Genomic DNA, 26,268 nt, shown 5'->3' on the forward strand with positions numbered 1-26,268 from the left:
CTCCCTCAGGGTGCGTCGGACACGGGCGCGGGGTGGGGCGGCGCGAGCACCGGGCCCCAGTCGAACGGCGGGTCGGGGATGTCCTGGCGCAGCACCGGGGCCACCTCCGACTGGAACCGCTCCAGCGAGTCACGGTGCTGGGTGTCCGTCAGCCCGCCTGCGTCCGCGGGCAGGTGCTGCACGGTGTGCCCGAACCGCTCGTGGTAGCGGTGCACCTTCTCGATGACCTGTTGCGGGCTGCCGATCAGCGCGGAGCTGCGTGCGGCGAAGTCCTCCAGGGTCTCGAAGACCACGGGCAGGCCCGTGGCCCGCTGGAAGGCCAGGTTGCTCTCGAAGACCGGCCGGTAGGCGGCGAGCGCCTGCTGGGTCGTCCGGGCGACGCAGAGGCCCGCCGACCCGGCGCCGACCGTGAGGCCGGCCGGGTCGTGGCCGTGGTGCTCCCAGCGTTCCCGGTAGTGGCGGACCAGCTCGGCGTACGGCTCGACGGGATGGGTGACGTTCGCGGAGAACAGCGGGTCGCCGTAGCGGGCGGCGAGGTCCACGCTCTCCTTGCTGGTGGCGCTGCCGTGCCAGACCCGGACGGGCTGCTGGTAGGGGCGCGGCCAGACCTCGGCGTCCGTCAGCTCCGGCCGGAAGCGGGTCCTGGCGGTCACCTTGTCCTCGCGCCAGATCCGCCGGAACACCTCGTAGCTCTCGGCGTTGCGCTCCCACTGGTCCTCGGGGGTGACGTGGAACAGCTCGCGCTGTGCGGACCCGTTGCCCTTGCCGATGATCAGGTCGAGCCGCCCGTCGGCGAGGTGGTCCAGGGTGGCGTAGTCCTCGTAGGCCCGGACCGGGTCCAGCAGGCTCAGCGTCGTCACGGCGGTGAACAGCCGGATCCGGCGGGTGAGCGCGGCGAGGTGGCTGAGGACGACCGTCGGCGCGGAGGAGATGAACGGCCGTTCGTGCCGCTCCCCCACGCCGAAGCCGTCGAAGCCCAGTTCCTCCGCGAGCAGCGCGCTCGCGACGACCTCCCGGAACCGGTCGTGTGTCGACTTCAGTACGCCGGTGACCGGGTCGGGGCGGTGCACGATCAGCGTGATGGCGAGGAACTTCACGAGGCGACCCGCCGGCGCTCGGCCCGCGCGTCGTCGGGATGGGCGAGGCCGAGGTGGTCGCGCAGGGTGGTGCCCTCGTAGTCGGTGCGGAAGACGCCGCGCTCCTGGAGCAGCGGGACGACCGTGTCGGCGAACACGTCGAGGCCGCCCGGGGTGATGTGCGGGACGAGGATGAATCCGTCGCTGGCGTCGGCCTGGACGAACTCGTCGATGGTCCGGGCGACGGTGGCCGGGGAGCCGACAAAGGTCTGCCGGTTGCCGGTGTTGATGATCAGGTCGCGGATGGACCACTTGTTCGCTTCGGCCAGTTCCCGCCATTCGCGGGCGGTGGCCAGCGGGTCCCGGTACATGCGCACCTGCGCGCGGCCCCGCGAGATGTGTTCCTCGTCCACGTTCGGGGCGATCTCCGGCAGCGGGCCCTCCGGGTCGTACGCGGACAGGTCGCGGTTCCAGACGAACTCCAGGTGCTTGAGCGCGGTGGCGCCGCTGACCTGCTGCCGGCGCACCTCGTGGGCCAGTTCCTCGGCCTCGGCGTCGGTGTCGCCGAGCACGAAGGTCGCCGCGGGCAGGATGAGCAGTTCGTCGCGCCGCCGGCCGTATGCGGCGAGGCGGCGTTTGACGTCGGTGTAGAACGCCTGGCCGGCCTGGAGCGTGGCGTGCCGGCTGAAGATCGCGTCGGCGCTCGCGGCGGCGAACTCGCGGCCCTCCTCGGAGTCGCCGGCCTGGAAGATCACCGGCCGGCCCTGCGGGGAGCGCGGCACGTTGAACCGGCCGTGGATGTCGAAGTGCCGGCCCTGGTGCACGAAGGCGCCGGCCTGCGCGTCCCGCAGGAAGGTGCCGGCCGCCTGGTCGGCGAGGATCTCGTCGCCGTGCCAGGAGTCGAACAGCTCGTTCGCCGTGGCCAGGAACTCCTTGGCGCGCGAGTACCGCTCCTGTTGCGGCAGGAAGCCGCCGCGGCGGAAGTTCTCACCGGTGAAGGCGTCCCAGGAGGTGACCACGTTCCAGGCGGACCGGCCGCCGGAGAGGTGGTCGAGGCTGGCGAACTGGCGGGCCACCTCGTAGGGCTCGTTGAAGGTGGAGTTGATGGTGCCGGTCAGGCCGAGCCGGTCGGTGACGGCGGCCAGCGCCGCGAGCACGGTGAAGGTGTCGGGGCGGCCGACGACGTCCAGGTCGTATATCTGCCCGCCCTGTTCGCGCAGCCGGAGACCTTCGGCGAGGAACAGGAAGTCGAACTTGGCGCGTTCGGCGGTGCGCGCGAAGTGGGCGAACGACTCGAACTCGATGTGGCTGCCGGCGGCCGGGTCGCTCCACACGGTGGTGTTGTTGACGCCGGGGAAGTGGGCGGCCAGATGGATCTGCTTCAGCGGCTTGCTCATGTCGGTGTGGTCCTCCGGCTCAGGCAGCTTGGTAACGGTTGGCGGGACGGGCCAGTCCGAGCAGCCCGCGCAGGGTGCCGGCCTCGTAGGCGCGCCGGAACAGGCCCCGGCGCTGGAGTTCGGGCACCAGGCCCTGGGTGATCCGCGGCAGGTCGTGGCCGAGCACGGCGGGCCGCAGCCGGAAGCCGGTGAGCCCGGCCTCGCTCAACTCGGCGAGCAGGTCGGCGAGTCCGGCGGGCGTGCCGGTGAAGATCCGGGCGTCGGCGGTGTACGGCTCGCCGGCCAGCTCGTCCAGGCGGGCGCGGCGGGCCGCCGCCTTCGCCGGGTCGTCGTCGAGGAAGACCAGCAGGTCGCCGAAGACGTGCAGGGGCTGGTCGGCGCGGCCGGCCGCGGCCTGCTCGGACCGGATCTCGGCGACGATCGCACGGGCCTGTCCGGCGTCGTGCGGGGTGACGTAGCCGACGTCGGCCTGCCGGGCGACGAGCCGGTACGGGACGCTCTGGTGGGCCAGCGCGGTGACCGGCGGCTGTCCCTGCGGCGGGCGGGGCGTGATGGAGGGGCCCTTGACGCTGAAGTGCCGGCCCTCGAAGCCGATGTGGTGCAGCTTGTCGCGGTCGACGAAGCGGCCGGTGGCCAGGTCCCGGATCTCGGCGTCGTCCTCCCAGCTGTCCCAGAGCCGGCGGACCACCTCGACGTAGTCGGCGGCCTCGTCGAACCACTCGTTCAACAGGTCCTGGGCGGCCGGGCTGTCGTAGGCGTCGATCGCGGGGATGCTGCGCCGGCCGAAGTGGGCGGCCTCGTCGGGGCGCCGGGTGATCCGGACGCGCAGACCGGCCCGGCCGCTGCTCACGTAGTCGAGGGTGGCGATCGCCTTGGAGATGTGGAACGGCTCGGTGTGGGTGGCCACCACCGTCGGCACCAGACCTATGTGCCGGGTGAGCGGTGCGACGCGGGCGGCGACGAGGACCGCGTCGAGCCGGCCCCGTACCTGGTCGGTGCGGTCGTCCCGGTCGAGGGGGCGGGAGGACTGGGGGCCCAGACCGTCCTCGATGGTGACGAAGTCGATCAGGCCGCGTTCGGCCTCGGCGACGAGGGCGGCCCAGTAGTCGGCGGTGAGCAGATCGCGGGGGCGGGCGGCCGGCTCGCGCCAGGAGGCAGGGTGCCAGCCGGTGCCGTCGAGCGCGACGGCGAGATGCAGGGGAGCAGCAGAGGACGAGGACACGAGGGGGTGCCTTCCTGGAGGTCCGTACGCGGGATCACCGGCCCGCGGCGGGGCAGGGCACGGCGGCTGACGGCCGGCGGGGCAAGGTCCCCGGGGCCGGGGGGCGGTGGAAGGTCAGTGGCGACAGAGCGCGGCGGCCACGCGCTGGAGGTCGATGTGCGGCCGGGAGTGGAGGTGCACGGCGTGCAGGACGGTCGTCACGTCCGTCACCTCCTCCTTCGGGGCGCGCGGCGGCGCCTCGCGGATGTCGTCGTGAGTCACAACACCGACCCCTCGGGGGATGTTCCAGGGCTGCGGACCTGGAGGACGGGCGAGGGGCGGCGGAGCGTGAAGCCGATCGACTCGTAGAGCCTGATTGCGGGGGTGTTGTCGGCGGCGGCATGCAGGAACGGCGTGTCGCCGCGTTCGCGGATGCCCGCGGCGACCGCGCGGACCAGCCGCCGGGCCAGGCCGCGGCCGCGGTACTCCGGGTCCGTGCAGACCGCGCTGATCTCGGTCCAGCCCGGCGGGCGGATCCGCTCGCCGGCCAGGGCGATCAGCCGCCCCCGGTGCCGGATGCCCAGGTAGGTGCCGAGTTCGACGGTCCGCTTCAGGAAGGGACCGGGCCTGGTACGGGCGACCAGGTCCAGGATCTCGGGGACGTCGGCGGGTCCGAGCCGCACCGCGTCGGGGACGGGTCCGTCGCGCGGGTCGGTGGCCACGAGTTGGACGCCCGCTCCGCTGCCGACGATCTCCCAGCCCGCGGGGACCTTCTCAACGAATTTGATCTTGATGACGGTTCCCGGGCCGACGAGCGTGTGCAGGTCGGCCCAGGCGGCCGGATCGTCCGGATCGGCGAGGGCGGCGCAGGCGTAGACGTCCTCGGGGTAGCGGGCGGCACGGCCGACCCTCCCCCGGCCTTCGGCCGGGGGGACCCCCGTCTCGCTGGGTTCGGCGAAGCGGGCGTGCGGGCCGTCGAGGGCGGCCCACACGGCGTTGTCGAGGATCTCGGCCACCGGGGCTCCGCCTGGGCGGACGTCGGTGTGAAGGGGCACGGGGACGGAGTCCTTTCCTGGTCCGACGGGTGTGCGACCAGACCGGTATGACGCAGTGTCAGGAGTTGTCGAGCGGCAGGCCAGGCGGATCGACCTCGGACTTGGCGACGGCCTCGCCGGAGAGGTTCCAGGCGGCCAGCCACTTGGCGTACTGGCCGCTGTCGATCAGGTGGTCGACGGCGTCGGCCAGGGGCTGGGCGAGGCCGCTGCCCTTCTTCGCGGTCGCCGCGATCAGGCCCTGGAGCGTCGCCCCGGCGCCGGAGAACCGGCCCGCGACCCGGGTCGCCTGCGGGGTGCCGGCGGTCTTCGCCGCGTGGTAGGAGAGAGCCGGGCTGGGGCCGAGGTACACGTCGATCTTGCCGCTGCTCAGGGCCAGGTAGATGCTGTTGTTGTCCTGGTAGTACTTGACGGTGAGGTTCTTGCCCTCCTGCTCCAGCTTCGCCTTCCACTCCAGGAGGATCTTCTCCTGGTTGGTGCCGCTGCCGACGGATACCGTCTTGCCGGCGAGGTTCTCGTAGTCGTCGTCGAAGGTCCAGGAGTTGTCCTCGCGTACCTCGAAGGCGAGGTCGTCCTTCCGGTACGAGGCGAACTCGTACTTCTTCTTGCGCTCCTCGGTGACGGTGATGTTCGAGAAGCCGACGTCGGACTTGCCGCTGTCGATGGCGATGAACATGTTCTCCCACGTCGCCTGCTGGAACTCGGGTTCGAGGCCGAGGACAGCGGCCACCAGCCGGGCGAGGTCGACCTCGCAGCCGGTGAGGGTCTTCTGGTCGCTGCCCACATAGCTGAGCGGCGCGGAACCGGAGGGCAGGCTGCCGGACGCGATCATCAGCTTGCCGGTTTTCTTGAGGGCATCGGGCAGTTCTGCGCTGATGGACTTCACCTCGGAGACCTTCAGGGTGGTCTCCTTGGCCGCGCCGTTGGACAGCAGACCTATGGTGACCGAGCCCGCGGGGTCGGTGGTGGCGGCCTCGCTGTCGCCCCCGCAGGCGGCGAGGACCGGGGCGAGGGTGGCCGCGGCCGCCGCGGTGACGCCGCGTAGCAGGCCGCGTCGGGAGAGCTGGGTGGGCATGGCTGTCCTTCGTCGCTGGGTGAGGGTGGGAGTGAGGGTGAGGGTGGGGAAGCGGGTGCGGACCTGCGGTGGTACGTGCCGGTGGTAAGGGGTGGTGCCGGCGCCGGGCCGGCGGCGGTCACAGGACCTTGCTCAGGAAGTCCCTGGTGCGCTCGTGCCGGGGTCGGTCCAGGACGTCGGCGGGCGGGCCCTGTTCGACGATCCGGCCGCTGTCGATGAAGACGATCCGGTCGGCGACCTCGCGGGCGAAGCCGATCTCGTGGGTGACGATGACGAGGGTGGTGCCGCTGGTCGCGAGGTCCTTGATGACGGAGAGCACCTCGCCGACGAGTTCCGGGTCGAGCGCCGACGTCGGTTCGTCGAACAGGATGATGCCGGGGCGCAGCGCGAGGGCCCGGGCGATGGCGACGCGCTGCTGCTGGCCGCCGGACAACTGCCGCGGGTAGGCGCCCGTCCGGTCACCGAGTCCGACCCGGCCGAGCAGGTCGCGGGCCAGCTCCTGGGCCTTGGACCTGGGGAGCCGCCCGGTGGCCACGGGGGCGGCGGCGACGTTGTCGAGCACGGTCAGGTGCGGGAAGAGGTTGAAGTTCTGGAAGACGAAGCCGATCCGGCCGCGCTGGGCCAGGATGGCCCGTTCGCTCAGTTCCCTGAGCCGGTCCCCGCTGCGTCGGACGCCGATCAGTTCGCCGCCGACGCTGACGTGTCCGATCTCGGGTTTCTCCAGGTGGTTGATCACCCGGAGCAGCGTGGACTTGCCGGATCCGGACGGGCCGATGACGACGGTGACCTCACCGGGACGCACGGTCAGGTCGATGCCGTCGAGGACACGGTGGGCGCCGTACCACTTGTGCACGTTGTGCACCTCCAGGGCGACGGGGGCCTGCCCGGCGGGCGTGACGGCGGACGTGGCGGCGGTCATACGGCGGCCTCCCGGCGCAGTCGGGCACGCAGCGCGGTGAGCCCGGAGCGGGCCCGTTGCAGGGGGGTCGGCGGCAGGGTGCGGGTGGCGCCCCGGGCGAAGTACCGCTCGACGTAGAACTGGACGACGGACACCGCGCTGGTGAGGATCAGGTACCAGACGGTGGCCACCAGCAGCAGCGGCACGATGTCGCCGGGATAGGTGCTGCCCATGGTCTGCACCGAGCCGAACAGGTCGAGCAGCGACACGTAGAACACCAGGGACGTGCTCTTGACCAGGCCGATGAGCTGGTTGACGTAGTTCGGCGTGATGGACCTGAGGGCCTGCGGGAACACGATCCGGGTGAACTGGTAGCCCTTCGGCAGGCCGAGCGCGGCGGCGGCCTCGTGCTGGCCCTGGTCGACGGAGAGGATGCCGCCGCGGACCACCTCCGCCGCGTACGCCGCCTCGTTGAGGCTGAGGCCGACCACGGCCACCACCATGTCGGTGGCCAGCTTCGACTCGTCGAAGCTGACGAGGGAGGGACCGAAGGGGACGCCGAGGCTCACCGTCCGGTACAGGGCCGAGAAGTTGTAGAGGAAGATCAGTACGACGATCAGCGGCACGGACCGGAACAGCCACGTGTACGTCCAGCTGACGGCGCGCAGCACCGGGCTGCCGGAGAGCCGGCCGAGCGCCAGCAGGATGCCGCCGAGCAGGCCCAGCACGGCGCTGAGCGCGGTGACTTCGAGGGTGATGAGGAGCCCGTCGAGGATGCTGGGCCGTAGGAACCAGTAGCGGAAGCGGTCCCATTGGTAGAAGGGATTCGTGGCCAGTCCGTGCGCGATCTGCGCCACGAGCACCAGCACGACGGCCGAGGCGATCCACCGGCCGGGCCTGCGCAGCGGTACGACTCGCTGCGCGGACAGGGGTTTTGACGGTGTGTCGGCTGACGGCGGCGCGGTGACGGACACGGCGCCGCCCGGGGGTTCGGACATGACGGGCTCCGGCGGATTCGGACACCCCCGGGGGCGGCACCGGATCGGCATGGCCACGGCGACGGCACTACGGCGCGGCGCGGCACACGGAACGGCACGGGAACCGGGGGCTGGGCGGACGGGGGCACACCACTGGATGGGTGGGCGCGGGGAACGCGGGGGCTGGAAGTCCTGTCAGCCCAGGCAGCGGGCGCGGCCCGGCGCGGTACACAGTGCGCTGTTCACGCGGAGCAGATCGACCGTCCGGTCGGCGACGAGCAGCCCGGCGTACGGGTGTACGCAGCTCTGGGGGCGGCCGAGGGCCGTCCGGGGAGCTGCGTACATGTCCGTCACTCGCATTTCCGGCCGCTGCGGGCCCTCGCGCTTACCGAAACGTCATCCGGTCCGGTCCTCACCTGGGGCACCCCACCGCGGTGCGAGGGTTGCCGGTCAGCAAGCCAGGGCTTGTCGCTGACGCTCATGACCGTTCTGAGCGGTAAGTAAGACAGCCCGCCGGGCTTATGTCAACGCCCGTCCGCGGACTGGACCGGCCTATGGCCCGCTCACCTGTGCCGAGAGCCGGGGGCGGCGGCCGTGTGGTGCGCCCAGTCCAGGATCTGGACGGCCGAGCCGGCCGCTTCGAGACCCGCGCAACGGGCGTGGTGGCGGCGGGCGATGCCGTCCAGGTCGAGGTGGGCACCGAAGGCCGGCCGGGCGGCCAGGCGCCGGGCGTGCGCCCACAGCGCCGGGTGGCCGGCCACCCGGTGCACCGCGGCGGCGTCGAGGTGGTGGCGGTGCACGGTGTCGAGTTGGACCAGGGCGACCCACAACTCGACATCGGCGGCGGTGAGTCCGTCGCCGACCAGGAACTCCCGCCCGGTCAGGCGCCGTTCCAGGCGGGCCAGGGTGTCGGCCAGGACGTCGAGCGCGGCGGCCCGTTCGGCCGGTTCGGCGCCGGCCCGGCCCGCGCGCTGTGCGGCCGCCTCGATGCCCTGCGCGCACAGCCGTTCCACCTCCTCGATCTCGGTCTCGGCGGCGCTCGGGTAGAGCCGGGCGCGCCCGTCGCCGAAGCACCGGTCGAGGTCGCGCAGGATGTCGGGGGCGTGACTGCTGACGATCCGCCCGGACCAGTCGTCGCTGAGCACCGGCGCCAGGGCCGGTCCGGCGTAGCGGTGCGCGCTGGCCTCGTACAGCGGGCGCAGCGCCGAGTGGCCGCCGCCGGGACAGTCGGGGACGGCGCTGAGGAAGGTGATGGGACAGATGTCGTCCAGGGCGAGGAGGCTGTGCCCCACCGCGATCCGCAGGCCGTCCGGGCAGGCGGTGGTGAGGTGGAGCCGGTAACGGCGTGGCACGGCGTAGTGGCCGCTGTGGGCGTCCCGGCCGATCCTGCCCCGGAAACGGGCCGACCGCTGGGCGGACGGGACGGCGGCGAGTGGCGTGCTGGACACGGACATGTGTCTCCCCGGGTGCGGGCGCGCGGGCTTACCGCGGCGCAGCGTCATCGGTCGATGGATGCGAGGGGGCCAGTGTCGGCCGGGGCGGTAGGGAGCCGGTCAGGCCGGAATGCCGATCGCGCTGCAGACGCGCTGGAGGTCGATGTGACGGCGGGACGTCAGCAGCGGGAGCGAGGGCGCGCGGCCGCTGCGGCCGGTGCTCGTCCCACGGCGCGTCATTCTTCCCTACCTTTTCACTAGGATTCCCTTCTGGAGTGTCGATCGGCCTCCCCACGACGTCAAGGGGGCGTCCGCCGCCCGGACACCGGCAGCCACGTCCGGCCCAACGGCTTCCCACTGACGGCGGGACGGTACGGGCCGACGCCCCCCCCGCCGGGCACGGACCGCCACCACCGCCGTGACCGCCGCCACCGCCGTGACCGCCACCATCGCAACCGCCACCACCGCGCCTGCCTCCTCCCGCCTCCGCCGCTCCGCACCTCCACCCCCGGGTCACCCGAACGGCCCGGCTGTGCTGGTCGGCCGTCGTGCGGGGTGGTGGCGTTGAGGGACGTACCGCGTTTCGAGGAGGCAGCCGCGATGAACCGTCCGTCCCGTCCTGTGCGTGTCCTCGCCCCGGCCCTGGCCGCGGGGTCACTGCTGACCGCGGTCGCCTGCGCGAACGACGGCGGGGCCTCCGACACGGTGTCCGTCTCGCCCGCCGCCGAACAGTCCCCGAGCCCGTCCGCCACCCCGGCGCTGACCCGGGCGGGGGCGAAGGCCGCGCTGATCACCGCCGCCGACCTGGAGGACGACTGGACGCAGGCCAACGACGCGGCCTCCTGGCGCAACAAGCTGCTGGTCGACAAGGTCGACGTCGCCGCGTTCCTCAGGACGAAGACCAACGCCGCCGAATGCCAGCGGCTCCTCGACAGCCTGTACTCCGACAGCCTGCTGGGCCGCGCGTCCGGTGGCTCGGCGCTCATCGGGTTCACCAATCCGCACGCCCGGCTGCTGTACCAGGTCGGCGACTACGGCCGGGACGCGATGACGAACACCCTCGACTGGCTGCGCAGCCTGCCCGAGAAGTGCAACCAGTTCACCGCGACCGACTCCGGCGGCGGCAAGCGGACGGTCCAGGTGGTGGCCGCCAAACTGCCTGCCGCGGGCGACGCCCGGGAGGGGGTCACCGTGACGGTGCGGGGCACCGCCAACGGGGAACCGACCACCCTGACCCTGGACGTCGCCGCACTCCGGGTGGGTGCGTCCGGAGCGGCCGTCACCAACGGCGGCACCCGCGGTGCCCAGCACACGAGCACCGAGGCGGCCGTGCGGGAGGGGGCGCGGCGGCTGACGGACGTCCTCGCCGGGAAGACCCCGACGGGGAACCCCAGCGAGTTCGACTGAACCGGTCCGGTCGAAGGGTCCGCCCAAGAGTCCGTCCGGGAATCCGACCCAAGAGATCGCAAAGATCTCGAAAGAGATCGTCACATTGCCACGCTCGCGGAATAACCGCGATGGGCGGGCGGGTTGCGCCCGTCATGCAGAAGACCGGTGGTTACCGCGAGCCTGCCCTTGTGAGGTGTCTGTTCGCCGCCTCACTGGGCGCCGTCGACGACGGACTGTAGGTCCCGTACACCCCGTATGCCCTGAGAGGTATGCGTTCGTCGCCCTTGTGACGCCGCCGGCCCTCCGCTGATCGATGCCATCGGCTCTCACCCCGCCCCACGGTCCGGCCGCTCCCCCACGCATCTGCGTGACATCCGTGCGCCCCAAGCACGGCCGCATTCGGCCACCGCCGCGCGAGCCCGGCCCGTTCTGCCTGACGGAGTTCCCTGCCGCCATGACCACACCCGCCGCCACCGCCCCGATCCCCGCACAGCGCAAGCAATGGCTGCGCCGCACGTCCGTTCCCACCGCCCCTCCCCCGGCGCCCGCCGAGCCCCCGCAGCCCGTCGTACTCGTGGTGGGCGGAGCGCTCGCCGTCGGCCTCGCCCTGTGGGTCTGGCTCGGCCAGGGCCCGCGTGAACTGGCCCTCTTCGCCCTCGGCCTCGCGCTCGGCGTCGGCCTGTTCCACTCCCGGTTCGGCTTCACCTCCGCCTGGCGGCAGTTGGTCGCCGTCGGCCAGGGCCGGGCGCTGCGGGCCCACGCGCTGCTGCTCGGCGCCGCGAGCATCCTGTTCACCCCGATCCTGGCGACCGGGGCGGGCTTCGGCGGGGTCCACGCGACCGCGTCCGTCGCCCCGTTCGGACTGAGCGTCGCGATCGGCGCGTTCCTGTTCGGTATCGGGATGCAGTTGGGCGGGGCCTGCGCCTCCGGCACTCTCTTCGCGGTCGGCAGCGGCCAGAGCGCCATCGTGCTGACGCTGCTCGGGTTCGTCGCCGGTGGTACGACGGCCGCCGCCACCTCGGGGTTCTGGACGTCGCTGCCCTCGCTCGGGAACCTGTCGCTGAACACCAGCCTCGGACGGCGGCGGACTCGCGGTGACGCTGGTCGTCCTGGCGCTCATCGTCGCGGGCACCTACTGGGTGGAACGCCGCCGCACCCCTCCGCCGGTGGCGTCGGTGCCCGCCGCCCGCGGGTACGCCCGGATCGTGCGGGGCAGCTGGCCCCTGTGGGTCGGCGCGCTGGTCCTCGCGGGTCTGAACGCGCTGGTGCTGCTGACCTCCGGCTCCGCCTGGGGCATCACCTCCGCCTTCGCCCTGTGGGGCTCGAAGATCTGGGGCGCGCTCGGCGGTGACCCGTCCGGCTGGGCGTTCTGGTCGGGTCCGAGCGCGGCGACGCTGCACGGTTCCGTCCTCGCCAACACCACCTCGCTCACCGACATCGGCATCATGGTGGGCGCGCTCGTCGCGTCGGCGGCGGCCGGGGCGTTCACCCTGCACCGGCGCATCCCGCTCCGGCTGGCGACCGGCGCCGTGCTCGGCGGCGTCGTCATGGGCTACGGCTCGCGCATGGCGTACGGCTGCAACATCGGCGCCTACCTCGACGGCATCGCCTCCGGCAGTCTGCACGGCTGGCTCTGGGCGGTCACCGCGCTCATGGGCACCTGGGTCGGGCTGAAGCTGCGGCCGCTGTTCGGCCTCACCAATCCGAAGCCGACCGACAGCGTGTGCTGACCACGCCGGGACGGACCGCCCGCCGCCCGCGCTCCGGCGCGGGCGGCGTACTGCGCTGCCGGGGTGTGCGGGCAGGATGGGCACATGTCTCCCGACGGCGTGACCATACGTACTGACTTCCCCGCCCCGCAGCGCCGGGCGGCCCGCTCCGGCGACCGGGTGCGATCGCTGACCGACGGCGGTGCCGCGGAGGTGGCCGGATGAACCGCGGAGTACTGGTCACGGGCGCGTCCCGGGGCATCGGCCGGGCCGTCGCCGAGGCGTTCGCGCAGGCCGGGGACCGGGTCGCGGTGCACTGCAACACGTCGGTGCGCAAGGCCGCGGAAGTGGCGGCCTCGCTTCCCGGCGAGGGGCATGTCACCGTCCAGGCGGACCTGGCCGACGCGGCGGCGGTGCGACGTGCCGTGGACACGGCCGCGGCTCTCCTCGGCCGGCTGGACGTGCTGGTCAACAACGCCGGTGTGTTCCTGGCGCATCCGCCGCTGAGCACGTCGTACGAGGAGTGGCAGACGGCGTGGTCGGCGACGCTGGGCACCAACCTCACCGGCGCGGCCAACGCGACGTACTGCGCGGTGCCGCACCTGGTGGCGGCGGGCGGCGGGGCGGTCGTCAACGTCTCCAGCCGCGGGGCGTTCCGCGGCGAGCCCGACTGCCCGGCGTACGGCGCCTCCAAGGCGGCGCTGAACGCCTTCGGGCAGTCGATGGCCGTGGCGCTGGCCGGTCACGACATCAGCGTGGCCACGGTGGCGCCGGGCTTCGTGGACACCGACATGGCCCGCTCGGTCCTCGACGGCCCCGACGGTGACGCGGTGCGCGACCAGTCCCCGTTCGGCCGGGTGGCCCGCCCGCAGGAGGTCGCGGCCGCGGTGCTGTGGCTCGCCTCCCCGGAGGCGGTGTTCGCCAGCGGCACCGTCATCGACGTCAACGGCGCGTCGTACCTGCGTACTTGAGGGACCCGGCCGTGCCGGAGGATCCCGGTCCGGCCGCTGCCCCGACGGGTTCGCCGACGCTCAGGAGTCCTCGGCCGGTCGTCGTCGCACGGCGTCGGCGACCACCGCGGTCACGAACCTGTCGACGGCCGCGGCGGACGGCGGCCCGGGGTCGCGGTCCGCGAACAGGAGATGCCCGCCGCCGACCAGGGACAGGGTGAGCGAGTCGACGTCGGTGTCGGCCGCGATGCGGCCCCGGTCGCGCTCGTCGGAAAGATAGGCCGAGACGGCGGTCGTGGCCTGGGCGAGGATCGCGATGCCCCCTCCGGGCCTGGCCAGGCGCAGCCGTGCCCGCAGTTCGTCCCGGAAGGTGATGAGCGGGATGATCGCCACCGGAACCGGCCCGAACAGGGTGGTCAGCGCGCTGGTGAGGTTGCCGGCCACGGTCCCGGTCCCGGCGGACTCGCGCAGCGCACTCGCCTGGGCTTCGAGCTGTGCGGCCCGGTCGAGCACGAGGTCGGCGAGGAAGGCGTCGAAGTCGGCGAAGTGCCGGTGCAGCACACCCTTGGCGCAGCCCGCCTCGTCGGTGACGGCGCGGCTGGTCAGCCCGTTCGGCCCGTCCCTCAGCAGCACGCGTTCGGCGGCGTCGAACAGTTGCTGCCGCGCGTCGCGCAGGTGCACCCCAGTCGGCACTGCTCACAGTTCCTCTCGTCCGTCGGTCCGGTGGCGCCCGTAACTTAGTGGGCGGGCGCCCACTAAGGTGGGCACATGCCCACCCTACCGCGAGAGCACTCCGCACCCACCCCTGCGCAGCCGCACCAGGCCCGGCAGATGGCCGAGTCGTTCGGCACGGACGCGCAACGCTACGACCGGGCCCGGCCCGGCTACCCCGATGCCCTGGTGGCGCGGATCGTCGCCGCGAGCCCGGGCCCCGACGTGCTCGACGTCGGCTGCGGGACCGGCATCGCGGCCCGCCAGTTCCAGGCCGCCGGCTGCACCGTCCTCGGCGTCGAGCCCGATGCCCGTATGGCCCGCCTCGCCCGAGCCCGTGGCCTGAGGGTCGAGGTGGCGGGCTTTGAGACCTGGCAGCCGGCCGGACGGACGTTCGACGCGGTCGTCGCCGCCCAGTCGTGGCACTGGGTGGACCCGGTCGCCGGTGCCGCGCAGGCGGCACGCGTGCTGCGGCCCGGAGGACGGCTGGCGGTCTTCGGGCATGTCTACGAACCGCCCGCCGAGGTGGCCGAACCGTTCGCCGCCGCCTGGCGCCGGGCGGTGCCCGACTCCCCGCTGGGCGAGCGGCCGGCCCGCCGTCCGCTCGATCTCTACCTGGCGGCGTACGAGAAGGTCGCCGACAAGATGAGCGGGAGCGGGCAGTTCGACGATCCCGAGCAGTGGCGCTTCGGCTGGGAGCGGTCCTACACCCGCGAGCAGTGGCTGGACCTGCTGCCCACCACCGGCGGCCTCACCCGGCTCCGGCCCGATCAGCTGGCCGAGGTGCTGGACGCGGTCGGCGGCGCCATCGACTCCCTGGGCGGACGGTTCACGATGAACTACACCACTCTGGCCGTGACCGCCGCACACACCGGTACGCCCTGAGTCACCACCCGGACCCGGCCGCCCCCTGCCGGTCCCGGAACAACCGAAAGGCCGTACCGGTGAACCCGATACGGCCGTCGACCTGCCCTACGCAAGTCGGGACGACAGGATTTGAACCTGCGACCCCTTGACCCCCAGTCAAGTGCGCTACCAAGCTGCGCCACGTCCCGGTGCGGTGCCACGCGCGGCGTTCCGCGTGATCTCGCAGGTAAACCCTACCGCACGGGGACAGGTGCCGGTGCCGGTCGCGCCGTGACGAGGCCACGCCGCCTGCGAGCCACCCCGTCGGACGGGGACGTACACGGGACACCGCGCGCCGGGCGCGGGATCAGCCCGTGTGGCCGGGGGGCGCCGCCGTAGTGCCCCTGATCTCCAGTGCCGGCGTGGCCAGGTGCACCCGGCCGGCGCCCCCCGGCCGCTCGAAACGGTCGAGGAGGAAGCAGGCGGCCCGGTGTCCGACCTCGTGCGGGGCCGTGTCGACGGTGGTGAGCCAGACGTGCCGCAGCCGGGCGATGCTGGTGTTGTCGTACCCGGTCACCGAGAGGTCCGCGGGCACCCCGAGGCCCAGTTCGGCGGCTGCCGACAGCACGCCGACGGAGGTGATGTCGTTGACCGCGAAGACGGCGGTGGGCCGGTCGGGTCGGCTGAGCAGCCGCACGGCGGTGCGGTAGCCGCCCTCCTCGGTCATGTCGCCGGCCGCGACGAGCGCGCCGTCCGCGAGCCCGTGCGCGCGCATCGTCGCCTCGAAGCTGCGCCGGCGCAGGTCGCCGACGGCGCCGTAGCCCGCGATGTGCGCGATGCGCCGGTGGCCGAGCCTCACGAGGTGTTCGGTGGCGAGGCGCGCGCCCGTCTCGTCGTCGCCGGCCACCAGGTCCACACCCGGCGGGGCCGGCTCCCGGGCGCCCGCGACGACCACCGGAAGGCGCTCGGCCACGGCGTCGAGGACCGTCGGATCGGGCAGGGTGCCGACCACCACCAGGCCGTCGACCCCGAGGTCCAGGAAGGGGCCGGTGAGCCGGCCGCCGGTACGGCGGCTCAGCCGGGCGTCGGCGAGCAGCATGTGCAGGCCGGCCGCGTGCAGCAGGGAGTTCAGACCGTCGAGCAGGTCGACGAACCAGGGGTTGCGCAGGTCGTTGAGGAGCACGCCCACGGTGCGCGAGCGCTGCTCGCTGAGGCTGCGCGCGGCGGCGTTCGGCCGGTAGCCGAGGTCGTGTACGGCCCTGAGCACGGCCTCGCGCTTCTCGGGGCGCACCTGGCCGGAGCCGCGCAGCACCAGGGAGACGAGCGACTTGGAGACTCCGGCCCGCTCGGCGACGTCGCGGATGGTCGGCGGTCTCATGCCCTGGACCGTTCCATGCGCCGGGACGGTTGTCAAAGGGCTTGACACCGGGTTTGTCCGCCTCCCAGGGTGACCTGGACAAGGTATGGACCGGTCCAAAGAGGGGCTGTCATGGTGGATGCGCTCGGGGTCGCCGTCGTCGGGTTCGGCTGGATGGGCCGGGTGCACACCCAGGCGTACGCCCGTCTCGCGCACCACTATCCGCGGCTCGCCCTGCGACCCCGGCTGATCACGGTCGCCGACGAGGTGCCGGGCCGCGCCGAGGAGGCCGCGGAGCAGTTCGGGTTCGCCTCGGCGGCCCGCGACTGGCGCGAGGTGGCGGCGGACCCCCGCGTGCAGGCGGTCAGCGTCACCGCGCCGAACTTCCTGCACCGGGAGATCGGCGTGGCGATGGCCGAGGCGGGCAAGCACCTCTGGATCGAGAAGCCGGTGGGCCTGACCGCCGAGGACGCGCGGGCGGTGGCCGACGCCGTCGCGACGGCCGGGGTGCAGGGCACGGTCGGCTTCAACTACCGCAACGCGCCGGCCGTGGAGAGCGCCCGCGACCTGATCGCCGCGGGCGGGATCGGCACGGTCACCCATGTCCGCATCCGCCTGTTCAGCGACTACGCGGCCCACCCGGACGGTGCCCTGACCTGGCGCTACGAGCGTGCGCGCGGCGGCAGCGGGGTCCTCGGCGACCTCGCCTCGCACGGCGTCGACCTGGCCCGCTTCCTGCTCGGCGACATCGCGTCACTGACCGCCGACACCGCGGTCTTCATCCCGGAGCGGGCCCGTCCCACGGGAGCCACAGCGGGGCACGCGCTCGCCTCCGGCGGCACACCGGGCCCGGTGGAGAACGAGGACTACGTCAGCTGTCTGCTGCGCTTCGCCTCCGGCGCCCGCGGCGTCCTGGAGGCATGCCGGGTCTCGGTCGGCGAGCAGAACAACTACGGCTTCGAGGTGCACGGCACCAAGGGCGCGGTGTTCTGGGACTTCCGCCGGATGAACGAACTGGCGATCAGCCAGGGCGCGGCATACCAGGACCAACCGGTCAGTACGGTGTACGTCGGCCCCGGCCAGGGCGAGTTCGGCGCCTTCCAGCCGGGGGCGGCCAACGCCATGGGGTACGACGACCTCAAGGTGGTCGAGGCGTCCCGGTTCCTGCGTTCGATCGCCGAGGGCACCCCGTACGGCACCACCCTCACGGACGCGGTGCGCAGCGCCGCCGCGCTGGACGCGATGGAACGGTCCGCGGCGACCGGGTCCTGGGTCAACCTGCCGGCGTCGTAGGCAGGTTGTACGGGGTGACCACCTGGATCGCCGACGGCAGGGTGGGCCCCGCGGGCGGCAGTGCGCTGTGCGCGCGCATCACCAGGTGACAGGCTTCCCGCAGGTCGTGCCGCAGATCGTGGTGGAGCACCGCGGACAGCCGGTGCTCGCGCAGCAGCCGGGTGTTGTCGTGGTCGAGGTCGTGCGCCACGAAGACGGCGCACTCCCGGCCCAGGTCCGCAAAGGCCCGCAGGGTGGCGATGTTGCCGCCGCCGATCGAGTAGACCGCGCGGATCCCCGGGTCGCGTTCCAGGGCGGCCCGCACGAGGTCGTACTGCGTGGCGTCCAGGCCCTGGCCCTCGGCGATCTCGACGAGCGTGCGCTCCGGGTGCAGGGCCCGCATGGTGGCGCGGAAACCCATCTCGCGCTCCTCCTCGTTGCGGAAGAAGCCGCTGCTCAGGCTGGTCAGCACATTGCCGGGACGGTCGCCGAGCCACTGGCCGGTGAGATAGGCGGCCGTGGCGCCGGCCGCCCGGTTGTCGATGCCCACGTAGCCGAGCCGGCCGCTGGCGGGCAGGTCGGTCACCAGCGTGACCACCGGAATGCCCGCGGCGCTCAGCCGGCCGACGGCCGCGGTCACCTCGGGGACGTCGGGCGCCTTCAGAATCACGCCCTGCGAGCCGCGCCGCGCTATCCGGTCCAGCGTCTCGACCTGCTCGGCGGCCGGGCCGGTCTCCCGGAAGTGGAAGCGGGAGCGCAGCACGGCCGGATGCAACGCGGGCAGCTCGGCCTCCAGGGCGGCGCGCACGGCGGTGGTGAACCGCTCGGGTGCCTGCATCACGATGTCGACCATGAAGGTCCGCCCGACGAGCCGCACCTGGGTACGCTGCCGGTCGAGGTCGGCGATGGCCCGGCGCACCTCCTGCGCGGTGTTGTCCCGCACCCCTCCCCTGCCGTTCAGCACGCGGTCCACGGTGGCCTCGCTCAGACCTGCCTGACGTGCGATCTCACGGATGGGGAAGGGATGGCCCACGGGAAACGGACTCCTGAGTTCCTTGAGGGGTTTTTGATGGGTTGCTGCTGGTTGTTCGATGGGTTTGTACTGACAAGAATGGCATCGCGCCACCCTCGTGCCCGAACGCACCCCCCTGACCGACGGCACGCCCCTTCCCCGACCGAACGCACGTCACTCCCGTGACCGAAAGAAGGACACCGATGTCTTTCGCCACCGCGCAGGGCCGTGCCTGGCTGTCCGGACCGGACTGCGATCTCGACGCCTTCCGGACCCTGGTCGGCCGCTCCACGCCGCTCGCCGGCTATCCGTACGCCTCGTCGGTCGAGCGGAACGTCCTCGTCTACGACAGCGCACGGCTGCGGGAGGCCGGCGACCGGCGCGCGGTCGCGGCGGAACTGGTCCGCGCGCTGTCCGACGGCCCCGGTGTCGTGGTCTTCCGGCGCGCCTTCCCGGACCACTCGGTCGTCGACCGGGCGACCGAGGTGTTCGACGCGCTGATCGCGGAGCAGCGGGCCGAGGGGCTGACGGCCGGCGACCACTTCGCCCGGCCAGGCGCGAACGACCGGGTGTGGAACGCGCTGGAGAAGGCGGCCCTGTACGACCCGGAGACGTTCGCCGACTACTACGCCAACGACATCCTGGCCCTGGCCTCGACGGCCTGGCTCGGCCCCGGCTACCAGGTGACCTCGCAGATCAACGTGGTCAACCCGGGCGGGGCGGCCCAGTCCCCGCACCGCGACTACCACCTCGGCTTCCTCGGCAACGAGGCCGCCGCGGCCTACCCGGCGCATGTGCACCGCCTCTCCCCCGTGCTCACCCTCCAGGGCGCGGTCGCCCACCGCGACATGCCGGCCGAGTCGGGGCCGACGCTCTATCTGCCGTACTCGCAGCAGTACGAGCCCGGTTACCTGGCCTGGCGGCTGCCGGAGTTCCGGACGTACTTCGAGGAGCACCACGTCCAGTTGCCGCTCGCCAAGGGCGACGCGGTCTTCTTCAACCCGGCGGTCTTCCACGCCGCCGGTTCGAACCGCTCGGCTGACATCCGCCGGATGGCCAACCTCCTCCAGGTGTCCTCGGCGTTCGGGCGGGCGATGGAGACGGTGGACCGGCAGGCCGTGGTGAACGCGGTCTTCCCGGTGCTGCTGGAGCGCCGCGCGGCGGGCGTGGGCGAGGAGTGGCTGGAGCATGTGATCGCCGCGAGCGCCGACGGCTATCCGTTCCCCACCGACCTGGACAACGATCCGCCGCTCGACGGCCTGGCCCCGCCCAGCCAGGCGGACGTCGTACGGCGGGCGGTCCGCGAGGAGTGGACCCCGCAGGCACTGCGGGACGAACTGCGGGCCGGCGCCGAGCGGCGCGCCGGCTGAAAGGACAGCGATCCATGGGACTTCTCGACGACAAGGTCGTCCTCGTCAACGGCGGCAGCCAGGGCCTGGGCGCCTCGATCGCCCGGGCCGCGGTCCGCGAGGGCGCGACCGTCACCGTGACCGGGCGGCGCCCCGAGCCGGGCGAGGCGCTGGTGGCCGGACTGTCGGGGTACGGCGGCAGGGCGCGGTATCTGCGCGCCGACCTCGCCGACGCCGGACAGGCCAAGGCGGCCGTGGCGGAGGTGACCGCCGCCCACGGCCGGATCGACTGCCTGGTGAACTCGGCGGGACTCACCGCGCGCGGCACCCTGCTGGACACCACTCCCGAGCTGTTCGACGCGCACGTCGCGATCAATCTCAGGGCGCCGTTCTTCGCCATGCAGGCGGCGGTCGCCGACATGGTGGCACGCGAGGCGCCCGGCACGATCGTCAACGTCATCACCTCCGCGGCGCACGGCGGGCAGCCGTTCCTCGCGCCCTACGTCGCCGCCAAGGCGGGGCTGGTCGGCCTCACCCGCAACGCGGCGCACGCCCACCGCTGGGACCGGATCCGGATCAACGGCCTGAACATCGGCTGGACGGACACCGAGGGCGAGGACGCGACGCAGCGCGCCTTCCACGGCGCCGGGGACGACTGGCGTGAGCAGGGCGCGGCCCGGCTGCCGATGGGCAAGCTCGGCCAGCCCGACGAGATCGCCGACTTCGTGGTGTTCCTGCTGTCCGAGCGTTCCGGGGTGGTCACCGGTTCGGTGATCGACTGGGACCAGAACGTCCTCGGCGCGGCCGACTAGTGCCTCGGCAGGCAACGTTTGCCCGTCAAGGAGCGGCGTTCGGTGCGTGCTCTGGGGGTCCCCCCTGCTCGAAGAGCTTGGGGGAGTGCCGGCCGGAAGTCCTCGTACTGGACGTACTTGGGCTTTCGGCCGGTGCGGCGAGAGTGCGTGCCGGGCGTCGCGACGGGGCGAACGTTGCCTGTCGGGGCACTAGCCCTCCGGGCGCCCTCCCGAGCACAACCCTCCGCGCCACCGTCCACCCCCGTCCTCGACACCACCGCCCCGACCACACCGCACCACCCCCAGCCCCATCGCACCACCCTGCACAGCACCAAGGAGTTGCACGACCATGCGCATCGGAATCCTCGGCCTCGGCCGCATCGGCGCCTTCCACGCCGAGACCCTGTCCCAACTGGACGCGGTCGAGTCCCTCGTCGTCGCCGACCCGTTCGCCGACGCGGCCAAGACCGCCGCGGAGCGGTTCGGGGCCGAGGTCGCGGACTCGCCCGAGGCCGTTCTGGCCGCCGGCGTGGACGGCCTCGTCGTGGCGGCGGCGACCGACGCCCACCCGGACCTGATCCGGGCCGGCGTCGAGGCCGGCGTCCCCGTCTTCTGCGAGAAGCCCGTCGCCCGCACCATGACGGAGGGCGTGGCGGTGCTCGAGTCCGTCGCGGGCAGCGACGTACCCGTCCAGATCGGCTACAACCGTCGCTTCGACGCCGGTTTCGTCGCCGCGCGGGCCGCGGTCCAGGCCGGTGAGCTGGGCAAGCTCCACACGGTCCGCTCGACGACGCTGGACCCGGCCCCGCCGCCGGCCGCGTACATCGCCGCCTCCGGTGGCATCTTCCGCGACTGCAGCGTGCACGACTTCGACATCATCCGCTGGGTGACCGGCCGCGAGGTGACCGAGGTGTACGCGGTGGGCGGCAACCGGGGCGCCGACTACATCAAGGAGGCGGGCGACGCCGACACCACCGGCGCGATCCTGACGCTGGACGACGGCACCATCGCGGTCGTCTCCAACAGCCGCCACAACGCCCGCGGTTACGACGTCCGCATGGAACTGCACGGTTTCCGGGACTCCATCGCCGTCGGCCTGGAGGACAAGCTTCCGCTGCGCTCCGTCGAGCCGGGGGTGACCTTCCCGGCCGGCACGCCGCACGACTTCTTCATGGACCGCTTCGCCGCCGCCTACCGCGCCGAACTGACCGCGTTCACGGAGGTCGTGGCCGGCACCCGGCCCACCCCGTGCACGATCGAGGACGCCCTGGAGGCAGGCTGGATCGCGGACGCCTGCACCCTGTCGCTGCACGAGCACCGCCCGGTGACGATCGAAGAGATCCGCTCGGTCTGACCCCGGCGGTCCGGCGGCACGGCGGGGCCCGGCGCCGTGGGCGACCGAAGAGGCACGGTCACCCACGGGTCCGGGACGCGGGTCACAGGCAGTAGCGGACCAGCCAGTCGTCGGGATGGTAGGCGTCGCGGGCCGGGTCCCGGGGCGTGGCCTGCTTCGTCTCCACCGTCTCCCGCGGGTGGACCCGCTCCGGCAGGGTGCCGAACCGGGCGCGGCGCAGGGCGGCCTCGGCCGCCCTGTCCGAGGGCTGCTCCTGTGGTGCCGTGTGGGTCATCCGGTCCTCCCCGTGGCCGGCGGGTGCACTCTTCGCCTCTCTGACGTGTTCACCGGCTCGCGGGTTCCCGGGCGACGAACCCGAACCGGACGCCCCGTGAGCCACCGGTCGTGCCCACCGGGCACGACCGTGCCGGCCGGGCCCGGTGGGCACGGCCGGGGTGGTCCGCCGTGGTCAGGAGGTCTCGTCGGCCGGCTTCGCGACCGGCGTGGTGCGGTCGTCCGCCTCGGGCAGCTCCGCCACGTCCACGCCACGGACCTGGGCCAACTCGTGCTTGAGCGCGGTGAGTTCCGCGCCGCCCGCCATGTGGTTGGTCAGCTCCTCCAGGGTGATCCCGGAGCGCTCGGCGCTCAGTTCGAGGGTGCCGAGGCGCAGCACGCTGAAGTGGTCGCCGACCAGGTAGGCGTGGTGCGGGTTGTGGGTGATGAAGATGACGCCGAGGCCGCGGTCCCGGGCGGCCGCGATGTACTTCAGGACGACGCCGGACTGCTTCACGCCGAGGGCGGCGGTCGGCTCGTCCAGGATCAGCACGCGGGCGCCGAAGTGGACGGCGCGGGCGATGGCGACGCACTGGCGCTGGCCGCCGGAGAGGGTGCCGATGGGCTGCTCCAGGTCGTCCAGGACGATACCCATGTTGCGCAGTTCCCGGTCGGCGGTCGCCTTCATGCGGGCGATGTCCAGGCGGCGGACGGGCCAGGGCCCCTTGGTCAGCTCGGAGCCGAGGAAGAAGTTGCGCCACACCGGCATCAGCGGGACGGTCGCCAGGTCCTGGTAGACGGCGGCGATGCCCTTGTCCAGGGCCTCGCGCGGGGTGCTGAAGCGCACCGGCGCGCCGTCCACAAGGAAGTCGCCCTCGGTGTGCTGGTGCAGCCCCGAGATGATCTTGATCAGGGTGGACTTGCCGGCGCCGTTGTCGCCGAGCACACAGGTCACCCGGTTCGCGAACACCTGGAGGTCGACCCCGTGCAGGGCGCGGACGTTCCCGTAGGACTTGCCCGCGGCGCGGAGTTCGACGAGCGGTCCGTGCTCGGCCGGCGCGGTGTCCTGGAGGACGGCGCCATGGGTTCCGGTCGTGTTGCTGGTCATCGGGTCACCTCCGGGTCGCCGTGCGCTGGACCCACAGATTGATGAGGACGGCGCCGAGCAGCATCACGCCGAGGAATGCCTTGAACCAGTCGGGGTTCCAGCCGGCGTAGACGATGCCCTGGTTCACCATGCCGAACATGAAGGCGCCGAAGACCGGGCCGATCGCGGAGCCGTAGCCGCCGGTGAGCAGGCAGCCGCCGATCACCGCCGCGGCGATGAAGATCAGCTCCTGGCCGACGCCCTCACCGGACTGCACGGTGTTGAAGGAGAACAGCTGGTGCATGCCGACGAACCAGGCGCCGAAGCCCACGGCCATGAACAGCGTGATCTTGGTGAAGTCCACCGGGACACCGACCGCGCGGGCGCTGTCCTTGTTGCCGCCCACGGCGAAGATCCAGTTGCCGTACTTGGTGCGCAGCAGCACCCAGGTGGCCAGGGCGGCGAAGACCAGCCACCACACCACGGTGATCTTCACCTGGACGCCGCCGATGTCGAAGGAGGACGCGAAGACCTTCCTCGCCTGGTCGAAGCCGTCCATGTCGCTGATGTCGTCGGTGGCCACGTTGCCGGTGACCAGCTTGGTCACCGCGAGGTTGACGCCCTGGAGGATCAGGAAGGTGCCCAGGGTGACCAGGAAGCTGGGCAGTCCGGTCCTGACCACCATCCAGCCGTTGAACGCGCCGATCGCAAGGGAGACGATCAGGGCGACGATCACGCCCGCCCAGACGTTCAGCGTCAGCTGGTAGCTGAGCATGCTCGCGGTCAGGGCCGAGGAGACCACGGCGACGCCGGAGGAGAGGTCGAACTCGCCGCCGATCATCAGCAGGGCCACGGGCAGGGCCATGATGCCGATGGTCGAGGACTGGTAGAGCACGGTGGCCATCGAGCCGCCCTGGCGGACCGCGGGCGCGGCGACCAGGAAGAAGACGAGGACGGCCACCGCCCCGAGGAAGACGCCGACCTCGGGGCGGGCCAGGATCCGCAGCGCCAGGGGGCGCTCGGCGGTACGGCCGTCCCGCCCGCCGGGGCCGGGGGCCGGCGGTGTGCCCACCGCCGGTTCAGCCTGTTGGGCCATGCTCATCACCGGGTGCCCTTCGCGGCGAACTCGGCGACGCTGTCGACGTTGGACTTGTCGACGAAGGCCGGGCCGGTCAGCACGGACTGCTCCCCGCCGCCGCTGTAGTTGCCGTTGTTCTTGTACAGCCACAGGGCGTCGACGGCGAGGTAGCCCTGCAGATACGGCTGCTGGTCCACCGCGAACTGGATCGTGCCCTTGGAGACCGCCGTGGTCAGGTCCTTGTTCAGGTCGAAGGTGGCGACCTTCGCCTTGCTGCCCGCGTCCGAGACCGACTGGACCGCGGTCAGGGCGTAGGGGGCGCCGAGGGCGACGACGTAGTCGATGGCGCTGTCCGTCTTGAGCTTGGCGGTGATCGTCGACTTCACGGACGGCATGTCGGTGCCGTTCACGTACAGCGTCTCCGTGGTGCCGGAGAACGTCTTCTTCACACCGTCGCAGCGCTGGGTGAGGCCGACATTCCCCTGCTCGTGGATCACGCATACGGCCTTCTTGGCGCCCTCTTCGTTCAGCCGCTTGCCGAGCGCTTCACCGGCCACGTTCTCGTCCTGGCCGAAGAATTCCAGAAGGCCCAGGTTCTTCCAGTCGTTCAGGCCGGAATTGAGGCCGACGACGGGAATGTCCGCAGTCTTCGCCTTGCCGAGGACGGCCTTCATCGCGTCGGGCTTGGCGAGAGTGACGGCAATGCCGTCAACCTTCTGGTCAATGGCGTTCTGGACCAGGTTGGCCTGATTCCCGGCATTCGGATCGGCGGAGTACACCAGTTTGATGTTGTCCTTGGCGGCCGCTGCCTCGGCGCCCTTGCGCACGATGTCCCAGAAGGTGTCGCCCGGGGCCTGGTGGGTCACCAGGGCGACCGTCATCCGGGGAGTCGTGGCCTTGCCCGCGGAGGCGTTCGTCCCCGCGTCTTCGGCCTTCTTCCCGCCGGAGCTGCTCGAACAGCCGGCGAGGGCCAGTGCGGCCGCGGCGGCGACGGCCACCATGGGGGCCAGTCGGCCGGAGCGGGAGCGAGTAGAGCGGTCCATCTTTCCTGCACCTCACTGTGCTACCGGGAAAGGGACGGATCGCGAAGATCCACATCCCCGCCCGGGACGGTCCGGGTCGTTTTCTGTGCGCTGGGACGGGATCCAAGTCCGTGGAACGGCCGCTGTCAATACTTTGTCAAGACATCAATTCACAACAAGGTCCGAATGTAAATACAAACCGTCGACAGCATGGCCGTACGAACCCACGCCAGAAAGGCGTCGGCCCCCGTCCGAGGGACAGCCTAAGGATCGACGTGCAGGGCCGAGTCACTCACGCCCTACGATCTGATCACGATGGGCCGCATTCCCGATCAGAATCGGCCGCGCAGGGCCTGCCGACTCGCCCCATTTCCTGCGGTCCCCGGCGAAGACGGTCAGCATTCGGGCCGCCGTCCCCCCAGGCCGGCAAGGGCTCGCCACGCCGGGACCATCCGCAGGACATCGGAGGTGTCGGACGGCTCCGGCACGGCGGTCGCCGACGGCCACACCCGCGCCCTCCCCGGTCGCCGGCCGGGGCCGGTGCGGCAGACCTGCCGGGCAGGTCCATGTCCGCCGGCGCCCCGTCCCACGGCGAAGCCAGGCCGTCCGCCCGAACTCACCGCAGAACGACGGGAGTCGGCCGGTCTGCGCCGGATGACCTACCCGTCCGGAACGCGAGAGTCGCCCCGCGCCGGGTCCGGGGGGCGGCGGGCGGTCGCCATGCGGCCGCCGAAGCGTCCGGCTCGGCCGACGGGCCGTGGGCGGCCGTCCCGCCCGGCCGTACGGCGCGGAACGTACGACCGCGCGGCCCGCCCCGCCGGGCACCGCGCGCACGCCCACCGGGCCTGCCTGCCCCCGCCGGCCGCCAACTGCTGGTCAACTCATGATCCTTGGACCACGCCCCCGCAGGCCCCGCTCGTGTCGGTTACGTTTCGGGCAAGAGACACCCGACCTATTGACGCTGGCTGTACATACGACTG

General features: G+C 72.4%; 25 protein-coding genes, 1 tRNA gene, 1 pseudogene and 1 riboswitch. Of the genes and pseudogenes, 8 read left to right on the forward strand and 19 right to left on the reverse strand.

Annotation, left to right across the window (positions count from 1 at the left end; all coding sequences use genetic code 11):
- Positions 1-5 precede the first annotated feature (5 nt).
- From ACFY2B_RS14625 to ACFY2B_RS14675, 11 genes are all read right to left on the reverse strand, one after another.
- Positions 6-1,097, reverse strand: coding sequence for an LLM class flavin-dependent oxidoreductase (locus ACFY2B_RS14625; protein WP_390763472.1), 1,092 nt, complete (start codon positions 1,095-1,097; stop codon positions 6-8).
- Positions 1,094-2,473, reverse strand: a complete 1,380-nt coding sequence (locus tag ACFY2B_RS14630) for an NtaA/DmoA family FMN-dependent monooxygenase (protein ID WP_390763473.1) — start codon at positions 2,471-2,473, stop codon at positions 1,094-1,096. Before ACFY2B_RS14630 ends, ACFY2B_RS14625 begins: the two co-directional genes overlap by 4 nt.
- Before the next feature lie 19 nt (positions 2,474-2,492).
- Positions 2,493-3,695 carry an LLM class flavin-dependent oxidoreductase gene (locus ACFY2B_RS14635; protein WP_390763474.1) on the reverse strand — a complete coding sequence of 401 codons (1,203 nt, stop codon included), beginning with the start codon at positions 3,693-3,695 and terminating at the stop codon, positions 2,493-2,495.
- Positions 3,696-3,809: 114 nt separating this feature from the next.
- Positions 3,810-3,956, reverse strand: a complete 147-nt coding sequence (locus tag ACFY2B_RS14640; protein WP_390763475.1) for a putative leader peptide — start codon at positions 3,954-3,956, stop codon at positions 3,810-3,812.
- Positions 3,953-4,729, reverse strand: coding sequence for a GNAT family N-acetyltransferase (locus ACFY2B_RS14645; RefSeq protein ID WP_390763476.1), 777 nt, complete (start codon positions 4,727-4,729; stop codon positions 3,953-3,955). The genes ACFY2B_RS14640 and ACFY2B_RS14645 overlap by 4 nt, the downstream gene beginning before the upstream one ends.
- A 58-nt stretch (positions 4,730-4,787) precedes the next feature.
- The gene (locus tag ACFY2B_RS14650) at positions 4,788-5,801 is read right to left on the reverse strand and encodes a transporter substrate-binding domain-containing protein (RefSeq protein ID WP_390763477.1); all 1,014 of its coding nucleotides are present in this window, start codon (positions 5,799-5,801) and stop codon (positions 4,788-4,790) included.
- 118 nt (positions 5,802-5,919) lie between these two features.
- Entirely contained in the window at positions 5,920-6,720 is an 801-nt protein-coding gene (locus ACFY2B_RS14655; RefSeq protein ID WP_390763478.1) for an amino acid ABC transporter ATP-binding protein, read from the reverse strand.
- Positions 6,717-7,697 carry an amino acid ABC transporter permease gene (locus ACFY2B_RS14660; protein ID WP_390763479.1) on the reverse strand — a complete coding sequence of 327 codons (981 nt, stop codon included), beginning with the start codon at positions 7,695-7,697 and terminating at the stop codon, positions 6,717-6,719. Before ACFY2B_RS14660 ends, ACFY2B_RS14655 begins: the two co-directional genes overlap by 4 nt.
- A 174-nt stretch (positions 7,698-7,871) precedes the next feature.
- A complete protein-coding gene (locus ACFY2B_RS14665; RefSeq protein ID WP_390763480.1) occupies positions 7,872-8,021 on the reverse strand; it encodes a hypothetical protein in 150 nt (49 codons plus the stop codon).
- A 31-nt stretch (positions 8,022-8,052) separates the two neighbouring features.
- Positions 8,053-8,162: riboswitch (SAM riboswitch) on the reverse strand.
- 77 nt (positions 8,163-8,239) lie between these two features.
- Positions 8,240-9,124 carry a glutathione S-transferase C-terminal domain-containing protein gene (locus ACFY2B_RS14670; RefSeq protein WP_390763481.1) on the reverse strand — a complete coding sequence of 295 codons (885 nt, stop codon included), beginning with the start codon at positions 9,122-9,124 and terminating at the stop codon, positions 8,240-8,242.
- A 105-nt stretch (positions 9,125-9,229) separates the two neighbouring features.
- Positions 9,230-9,349: a putative leader peptide gene (locus ACFY2B_RS14675; RefSeq protein WP_390763482.1), complete on the reverse strand. Its 120-nt coding sequence runs from the start codon at positions 9,347-9,349 to the stop codon at positions 9,230-9,232.
- A gap of 360 nt (positions 9,350-9,709) precedes the next feature.
- On the opposite strand from ACFY2B_RS14675, the gene ACFY2B_RS14680 reads away from it, so the two are divergent.
- From ACFY2B_RS14680 to ACFY2B_RS14690, 3 genes and pseudogenes are all read left to right on the forward strand, one after another.
- Complete coding sequence (locus ACFY2B_RS14680) at positions 9,710-10,516, forward strand: hypothetical protein (protein WP_390763483.1); 807 nt, start codon at positions 9,710-9,712, stop codon at positions 10,514-10,516.
- 436 nt (positions 10,517-10,952) lie between these two features.
- A pseudogene (locus ACFY2B_RS14685) lies at positions 10,953-12,228 on the forward strand (YeeE/YedE family protein).
- A 200-nt stretch (positions 12,229-12,428) separates the two neighbouring features.
- Positions 12,429-13,178 (forward strand): SDR family NAD(P)-dependent oxidoreductase, encoded by a 750-nt coding sequence (locus ACFY2B_RS14690; RefSeq protein WP_390763484.1) that lies wholly within the window; start codon positions 12,429-12,431, stop codon positions 13,176-13,178.
- Between the two features lie 60 nt (positions 13,179-13,238).
- Here the strand turns inward: ACFY2B_RS14690 and ACFY2B_RS14695 are convergent, their stop codons facing one another.
- Positions 13,239-13,850, reverse strand: a complete 612-nt coding sequence (locus tag ACFY2B_RS14695; RefSeq protein ID WP_390763485.1) for a TetR/AcrR family transcriptional regulator — start codon at positions 13,848-13,850, stop codon at positions 13,239-13,241.
- A gap of 75 nt (positions 13,851-13,925) precedes the next feature.
- On the opposite strand from ACFY2B_RS14695, the gene ACFY2B_RS14700 reads away from it, so the two are divergent.
- On the forward strand, positions 13,926-14,753 hold the full coding sequence (locus ACFY2B_RS14700) for a class I SAM-dependent methyltransferase (RefSeq protein WP_390763486.1): 828 nt from the start codon (positions 13,926-13,928) through the stop codon (positions 14,751-14,753).
- A 96-nt stretch (positions 14,754-14,849) separates the two neighbouring features.
- Here ACFY2B_RS14700 and ACFY2B_RS14705 read toward each other — a convergent pair.
- Positions 14,850-14,923 (reverse strand) — tRNA-Pro (locus ACFY2B_RS14705).
- 158 nt (positions 14,924-15,081) lie between these two features.
- Positions 15,082-16,092, reverse strand: a complete 1,011-nt coding sequence (locus tag ACFY2B_RS14710; RefSeq protein WP_390763487.1) for a LacI family DNA-binding transcriptional regulator — start codon at positions 16,090-16,092, stop codon at positions 15,082-15,084.
- Between the two features lie 111 nt (positions 16,093-16,203).
- Here ACFY2B_RS14710 and ACFY2B_RS14715 point away from each other — a divergent pair, with 111 nt between their 5' ends.
- Positions 16,204-17,364: a Gfo/Idh/MocA family protein gene (locus ACFY2B_RS14715; RefSeq protein WP_390763488.1), complete on the forward strand. Its 1,161-nt coding sequence runs from the start codon at positions 16,204-16,206 to the stop codon at positions 17,362-17,364.
- Here ACFY2B_RS14715 and ACFY2B_RS14720 read toward each other — a convergent pair.
- Positions 17,345-18,376, reverse strand: a complete 1,032-nt coding sequence (locus ACFY2B_RS14720; RefSeq protein ID WP_390763489.1) for a LacI family DNA-binding transcriptional regulator — start codon at positions 18,374-18,376, stop codon at positions 17,345-17,347. The genes ACFY2B_RS14715 and ACFY2B_RS14720 overlap by 20 nt on opposite strands.
- 182 nt (positions 18,377-18,558) lie before the next feature.
- Here ACFY2B_RS14720 and ACFY2B_RS14725 point away from each other — a divergent pair, with 182 nt between their 5' ends.
- From ACFY2B_RS14725 to ACFY2B_RS14735, 3 genes are all read left to right on the forward strand, one after another.
- On the forward strand, positions 18,559-19,725 hold the full coding sequence (locus ACFY2B_RS14725) for a phytanoyl-CoA dioxygenase family protein (RefSeq protein WP_390763490.1): 1,167 nt from the start codon (positions 18,559-18,561) through the stop codon (positions 19,723-19,725).
- Positions 19,726-19,739: 14 nt separating this feature from the next.
- Complete coding sequence (locus tag ACFY2B_RS14730) at positions 19,740-20,516, forward strand: SDR family oxidoreductase (protein ID WP_390763491.1); 777 nt, start codon at positions 19,740-19,742, stop codon at positions 20,514-20,516.
- Between the two features lie 328 nt (positions 20,517-20,844).
- Entirely contained in the window at positions 20,845-21,849 is a 1,005-nt protein-coding gene (locus ACFY2B_RS14735) for a Gfo/Idh/MocA family oxidoreductase (protein WP_390763492.1), read from the forward strand.
- A gap of 82 nt (positions 21,850-21,931) precedes the next feature.
- On the opposite strand, the gene ACFY2B_RS14740 is transcribed toward ACFY2B_RS14735, so the two are convergent.
- From ACFY2B_RS14740 to ACFY2B_RS14755, 4 genes are all read right to left on the reverse strand, one after another.
- Positions 21,932-22,123, reverse strand: a complete 192-nt coding sequence (locus ACFY2B_RS14740; RefSeq protein WP_390763493.1) for a hypothetical protein — start codon at positions 22,121-22,123, stop codon at positions 21,932-21,934.
- 174 nt (positions 22,124-22,297) lie between these two features.
- Positions 22,298-23,209, reverse strand: a complete 912-nt coding sequence (locus ACFY2B_RS14745) for an ATP-binding cassette domain-containing protein (RefSeq protein ID WP_390763494.1) — start codon at positions 23,207-23,209, stop codon at positions 22,298-22,300.
- Positions 23,210-23,213: 4 nt separating this feature from the next.
- Positions 23,214-24,290, reverse strand: a complete 1,077-nt coding sequence (locus ACFY2B_RS14750; RefSeq protein ID WP_390763495.1) for an ABC transporter permease — start codon at positions 24,288-24,290, stop codon at positions 23,214-23,216.
- Complete coding sequence (locus ACFY2B_RS14755; protein ID WP_390763496.1) at positions 24,290-25,309, reverse strand: sugar ABC transporter substrate-binding protein; 1,020 nt, start codon at positions 25,307-25,309, stop codon at positions 24,290-24,292. Before ACFY2B_RS14755 ends, ACFY2B_RS14750 begins: the two co-directional genes overlap by 1 nt.
- Positions 25,310-26,268 lie beyond the last annotated feature (959 nt).

The organism is Streptomyces sp. NPDC001270 (genome assembly GCF_042896695.1).
Classification (GTDB): domain Bacteria; phylum Actinomycetota; class Actinomycetes; order Streptomycetales; family Streptomycetaceae; genus Streptomyces.